Origin of the sequence: Microbacterium sp. CPCC 204701 (assembly GCF_004010105.1) — a bacterium.
Classification (GTDB): domain Bacteria; phylum Actinomycetota; class Actinomycetes; order Actinomycetales; family Microbacteriaceae; genus Microbacterium.
Genome location: NZ_RRYE01000233.1, coordinates 1 through 4,838 on the forward strand (window position 1 = coordinate 1; position 4,838 = coordinate 4,838).

The 4,838-nt window shown below is 70.5% G+C and carries 5 protein-coding genes and 1 pseudogene; 2 read left to right on the forward strand and 4 right to left on the reverse strand.

From position 1 onward, the window contains the following. Window positions 1–1,159: DNA recombination protein RmuC (locus EIO58_RS12675; protein WP_240658812.1), on the forward strand; the 1,159-nt coding region annotated here is incomplete at its 5' end. A 26-nt stretch (window positions 1,160–1,185) separates the two neighbouring features. Here EIO58_RS12675 and EIO58_RS12680 read toward each other — a convergent pair. Together EIO58_RS12680 and glpX are read right to left on the reverse strand one after the other, a co-directional pair. Then, window positions 1,186–1,401: a UDP-N-acetylmuramyl pentapeptide phosphotransferase gene (locus EIO58_RS12680; RefSeq protein ID WP_127819843.1), complete on the reverse strand. Its 216-nt coding sequence runs from the start codon at window positions 1,399–1,401 to the stop codon at window positions 1,186–1,188. A gap of 143 nt (window positions 1,402–1,544) precedes the next feature. Continuing rightward, window positions 1,545–2,534 (reverse strand): class II fructose-bisphosphatase, encoded by a 990-nt coding sequence (glpX, locus tag EIO58_RS12685; protein ID WP_127819844.1) that lies wholly within the window; start codon window positions 2,532–2,534, stop codon window positions 1,545–1,547. Between the two features lie 214 nt (window positions 2,535–2,748). Between glpX and fbaA the strand changes: the two genes are divergently transcribed. After that, a complete protein-coding gene (fbaA, locus tag EIO58_RS12690) occupies window positions 2,749–3,780 on the forward strand; it encodes a class II fructose-bisphosphate aldolase (protein ID WP_127819845.1) in 1,032 nt (343 codons plus the stop codon). Window positions 3,781–3,852: 72 nt separating this feature from the next. Here fbaA and EIO58_RS12695 read toward each other — a convergent pair whose 3' ends face one another. Both EIO58_RS12695 and EIO58_RS18845 read right to left on the reverse strand, forming a co-directional pair. After that, complete coding sequence (locus EIO58_RS12695) at window positions 3,853–4,401, reverse strand: MOSC domain-containing protein (protein ID WP_127819846.1); 549 nt, start codon at window positions 4,399–4,401, stop codon at window positions 3,853–3,855. Window positions 4,402–4,436: 35 nt separating this feature from the next. Continuing rightward, window positions 4,437–4,838 (reverse strand): annotated as a pseudogene (locus EIO58_RS18845) (hypothetical protein); the annotation flags it as partial.

Below are 4,838 nucleotides of genomic sequence, written 5' to 3' on the forward strand. Positions count from 1 at the left end.
CGCGGCGGACGCAGCCCGTCAGGGAGTGCAGGCGCAGCTCGACCATCAGCACCTGCTGTACCGCGAGCTGGCATCGCAGGCACGCCACGACCAGGCCGCGCGCGAGGAGCGCGAGCGCCGCGAGCAGTCCGTGCTGCGCGCGCTGGCTCCGGTCCAAGAGACCCTCGCCGCGATGCACTCGAAGGTCGACGAGCTCGAGCGCGACCGCCACACCCAGTTCGGCACGCTCGCGGAGCAGCTGCGGCGGGCGCACGAGTCCGACGAGGCACTCCGCGCCACGACCGAGTCACTCGCGAGCGCGCTGCGCTCCGGCAGCACGCGTGGCGTGTGGGGCGAGACGCAGCTGCGGCGCGTCGTCGAGGCCGCCGGGCTCACGCACCACGTCGACTTCGATGTGCAGACCTCGATCACGACGGATGCCGGTGCCGGGCGCCCCGACATGGTGATCCGCCTTCCCGGCGACAAGGCGATCGCCGTCGACGCGAAGGTGCCGCTCGACGCGTTCCTCGAGGCGAGCGCCATCCCGCTCACGGCGCAGGGGGCCGAGGGTGCTCGGCGCCGCGGGCTGCTCGACAAGCACGTCAAGGCCGTGCGGGCGCACGTCGACGCGCTGGCCCGCAAGCGCTACTGGGCGGGCCTCTCGTCGAGCCCCGAGTTCGTGGTGTGCTTCGTGCCGAGCGAGTCGCTGCTGGGCGCGGCGCTCGAAGAGGATCCGTCACTGCTCGACTACGCGTTCGGCAAGCGCGTCGCGCTCGCCTCGCCGGTCAACCTGTGGGCGGTGCTCAAGACCGTCGCGTACACGTGGACCCAGCAGGACGTCTCGCAGGAGGCGCGTGCGCTGTTCGACCTCGGCAACCAGCTCTACGAGCGACTCGGCTCGCTGGCGTCGCACGCCGACGACCTGCGACGTGCGATCGAGCGCACCGTCGACAGCTACAACCGCTTCGCCGGATCGCTCGAGACACGGGTGCTCGTCAGTGCCCGCAAGTTCCCGGGCATCGATGTCACGAAACTCGACGCCGTCACCGAGCCGGCGCCGATCGAGAAGAGCCCGCGACGGCTCACCGCACCGGAGCTGCTCGATGCGACCCTCGACGTTCCGGCCGCGATCGCCGAGCTCGGCGACGTGCGTGCACGCATCGCCGGGACGGACGACTGAGTCGCCGCGGATCGGCCCCGACCGGGTCAGGCGCCGCCGGGCACGAAGCCCAGCAGGAGGATCACCGCGGCGGAGACGACGGTGAAGGCGCCGATCATCCACCACGCGCTGACCTCATGGCCCTCGTCCCGCCGGACGCGCAGCAGCACATCGGGACGCCGTGCCGGGTCGATCGCGTTGGCGACCACCGCGTGCGCGCCCGTCTGGGGCTGCGACGAGTCGCCGGACTGCTGCGTGGACATCGTCAACTCCTCGCGTGGAAGAACTCTCGCGTCTGGATCGACACTCGAGTCGATTCTGCCAGAGCTGGGGCTGCAGGAGGTCACAACACCGTCACGAGCGCAACATCCGTCACACCCGTCTCACCGACTCACAACGTGCGGGGTCAGAGCCACTTCGAGACGAGGTGCTCCGACGTGATGCGGCGCAGCGTGCCCGACGCGCCTCGCAGCACGACGCTTTCGGTGTAGACGTATCCGCCTTCGCGACGCACCCCGGCCACCAGCGCGCCGTCGGTGACGCCGGTCGCGACGAAGATCGTGTTGCTGCCCTTCACGAGGTCGTCGGCCTCGTACACGTAGCCGTCGAACTTCAGGCCCGCGTCGATCCCCCGCTGCTCCTCGTCATCGTCGCGCGGCCAGAGCCGCCCCTGGATGTGGCCGCCCAGGGCTTTGATCGCGCACGCGGTCACGATGCCCTCGGGGCTCCCTCCGATGCCCACGCACATATCGGTGCGCGCATTGTGGCGTGCGGCGTTGATGCCGCCGGCGACGTCGCCGTCGCTCATCAGTCGCGTGCCGGCGCCTGCCTCGCGGATCTCCTCGATGAGGCGCTCGTGGCGTGGACGGTGCAGCACCGACACGACGATCTCGTCGACCGGCTTTCCGAGCGCCGTCGCGAGACGGCGGATGTTCTCGCCGATGGACAGGCGGATGTCGACGACGCCCACTCCCGCGGGGCCGGTGACGAGCTTGTCCATGTAGAAGACGCTCGACGCATCGAGCATCGTGCCGTGATCGGACACCGCGATGACCGACAGCGCGTTGTTGCGCCCGGCTGCGGTGAGCGACGTGCCGTCGATCGGGTCGACGGCGACATCGGCCTGCGGGCCGCGGCCGCTGCCGACGCGCTCGCCGTTGTACAGCATCGGCGCGGCATCTTTCTCGCCCTCGCCGATCACGATGGTGCCGTCGAAGTTCACCGTGGTGAAGAACGCCCGCATGGCGTCGACGGCGGCGCCGTCGGCGGCCTCCTTGTCGCCGCGACCGATGTACGGCACCGCCCGGATCGCGGCTGCCTCGGTCGCGCGCACCAGTTCCAGGGCGAGGTTGCGGTCGGGGTGGAGGGGACTCATGTCCGCGGTCAGGCTCACCATGCGGTCAGCCTAGCCAGGCCCGCCATCCACTCCTCCGGATTCTCGCATCCGCGAGCCCGAAGGAATTGCGATTCTTTCCGATCGTGCAGGCACGCGGGTTTCCGCGCAGGAGGCATCCGGCGCCGTCCGATGCCGGAACGGCCCCTTCGGTAGAGTTCTCCTGACGCGCGTACCGATCTCCGCGTCGAGCCGAGACCAGAAACAGGGAGCACCCATGCCCGTCGCCACCCCGGAGCAGTACGCCGACATGCTGGACCGCGCGAAGGCCGGCGGCTTCGCGTATCCCGCCATCAACGTGTCGAGCTCGCAGACGATCAACGCCGTGCTGCAAGGCCTGACCGACGCCGGTTCCGACGGCATCATCCAGGTCACGACGGGCGGCGCCGACTACTTCGCCGGCCACACCGTCAAGGCTCGCGCCGCCGGCGCCCTCGCGTTCGCGAAGTTCGCCACCGAGGTCGCCAAGAACTACCCGATCACAGTGGCCCTCCACACCGACCACTGCCCGAAAGACGCACTGCCCGGCTTCGTGCTCCCCCTCATCGAGGCGTCGGAGGAAGAGGTCAAGGCCGGCCGCAACCCGATCTTCCAGTCGCACATGTGGGACGGCTCGGCCGTGCCGCTGGACGAGAACATCCAGATCGCGCGGGATCTCCTCCCCCGCATGAAGAACATCGCCGCGATCCTCGAGATCGAGGTCGGCGTCGTCGGCGGCGAGGAGGACGGCGTCACGCACGAGGGCTCGAACGAGGCGCTGTACACCACGGTCGCCGACGTGACCAAGGCCGTCGAGGCGCTCGGCCTCGGCGAGAACGGCCGCTACATCTCTGCCCTCACGTTCGGCAACGTGCACGGCGTCTACAAGCCCGGCAACGTCAAGCTGCGCCCCGAGCTCCTGGGCGAGATCCAGGAGGGCATCGCCTCCCGCTTCGGCACCGGCCCGAAGCCGCTCGACCTGGTGTTCCACGGCGGCAGCGGCTCGACCGACGACGAGATCGCGCTCGCGGTGGCCAACGGCGTCGTCAAGATGAACATCGACACCGACACGCAGTACGCCTTCACCCGCTCGATCGCGGGCTTCATGTTCTCGAACTACGACGGCGTCCTGAAGGTCGACGGCGAGGTGGGCAACAAGAAGGCCTACGACCCGCGCGCGTGGGGCAAGATCGCCGAGTCGGCGATGGCCGTCCGCGTGGTCGAGGCGACCACGCAGCTGGGCTCGCACGGCAAGAGCCTCGCCGCCTGACCCGAACTCGCACGACGGATGCCTCGGCCCTCGGCCGGGGCATCCGTCATTCTCGGCGGGCTCCGACGGACCTCACGGCCCGCGATAGAGGTCGAGGATCGTGGGAGCGCCCGCTGGGCGATGGATCACCGAGATCTCGTCGCCCGCCCGCGTCCGGCCCGTGGCGACCACGCGCAGATACGGGCCGAGCCGTCGCTCGTCGGAGAACCGGCGTACCCAGCCGCGCCCGTCGTCGCCGCCGACCCAGCGGGCGAACGTCTGGCACGGCGTCCGCGGCATGGTGACCTCGACCTCGACGCGGTCGCCGATTCGCCAGCGCTCGCCGATCAGGGCCGCGTTGACGTCGATGCCCTCGGTGCGGAGGTTCTCGCCGAAGAAGCCGGGCGGCAGGGGGCGTCCCAGCTCGCGCTCCCAGTACGCGGCGTCCTCAGCGGCATACGCGTACAGCGCCTTGTCGAGGCCGCCGTGGTGCTTGCGGTCGGCCTGCACGTCGGCGTAGACGCCGTATGCGCCGATCCGGACGGCTCCATCCACGGGACCCTTGTCGATCGCCGTCACGCCGACCGCGCCGGCATCGGGTCGCAGCTGCCTGACGGCGCAGACGGCGAGGAGGCGAGGCATCCCGTCATCCTACGCACGCCCGCGTACCGTACCGGCTATTCGCCGGCCGGCGGCTCGCCCCGCAGCAGCACGCGGCTGCCGTCGATGCTGCGCACCTCGATGACGGCGATGTCGTCGGCGTCCAGAGCCGTTCCGGCCTCCAGTCGTGTGGTGCTTCCAGGCGGCGCCCGCCACGTCGACAGCTCGCTCGTGCTGCCGTCGTCGGCGGTCACGACCAGGACGTACGACCAGCCCTCCGGCGGGGCATCCGATGCGGCGTCGGGCGGATAACGACATTCCATCTCGAGCCGCGTCCCCCACGCGACCTCGCTCACGGCCACGGTCGCCGTCAGCGCCACGTCGGCGACCGGCTCGAGGGCGACTACTCGCCCTGAGCGCGTCGCCGGCGCGATCGTCGAGGTCACCGCGAGCACGATCGCGACGACGGCGACCCCCGC

Coding starts and splice junctions, on each gene's coding strand:
- glpX (WP_127819844.1), bottom strand. CDS start 2,534: ATGGTGAGCCTGACCGCGGACATGAGTCCCCTCCACCCCGACCGCAAC.
- EIO58_RS12680 (WP_127819843.1), bottom strand. CDS start 1,401: ATGTCCACGCAGCAGTCCGGCGACTCGTCGCAGCCCCAGACGGGCGCG.
- fbaA (WP_127819845.1), top strand. CDS start 2,749: ATGCCCGTCGCCACCCCGGAGCAGTACGCCGACATGCTGGACCGCGCG.
- EIO58_RS12695 (WP_127819846.1), bottom strand. CDS start 4,401: ATGCCTCGCCTCCTCGCCGTCTGCGCCGTCAGGCAGCTGCGACCCGAT.